General features: G+C 64.9%; 1 protein-coding gene. It reads right to left on the bottom strand.

The window, feature by feature from the left end; translation table 11 throughout:
* Positions 1 to 390 (bottom strand): RQC domain-containing protein (locus tag AC1D0P_RS31345; RefSeq protein ID WP_477680289.1); only part of this gene is annotated, 390 nt, incomplete at both ends.

Raw genomic sequence — 390 nt, 5'->3', positions numbered from 1 at the left:
AGACGGATTGCCAGGTCTTGGCGGGAAAATCCTTGCCGGCCCCGAAGATCGGCATGCTCGCATGGCCGAAGCGGATGGTCCGGTCGTTTTCATGGCCGAGCAGCACATCGATCAGGTGGCCGGCGCCGAAACGCTCGCCGGTGCGGTAGATCGCGGCCAGCGCCTTGATCGCCGCTTCCGTGCCGTCCCAAGTCTCGACCGGCTTGAGGCAGGTGTCGCAATTGCCGCAGTTGCCGGCATGTGCTTCGCCGAAATGGGCGAGGATCGACTGGCGCCGGCAGGTGGGCGTCTCGCAGATGGCGAGCAGCGCGTTGAGCTTGGCGCGCTCGACTCTTTTCACCTCATCGGCCGAGGCATTCTCGTCGATCATCCGCCGGCGCTGGATGACAT

The sequence above is a fragment of the Polaromonas sp. P1_G2 genome (assembly GCF_056405515.1).
Note: the sequence above shows the minus strand (reverse complement) of the source record. Positions and strands in the feature narration are given on the sequence as shown.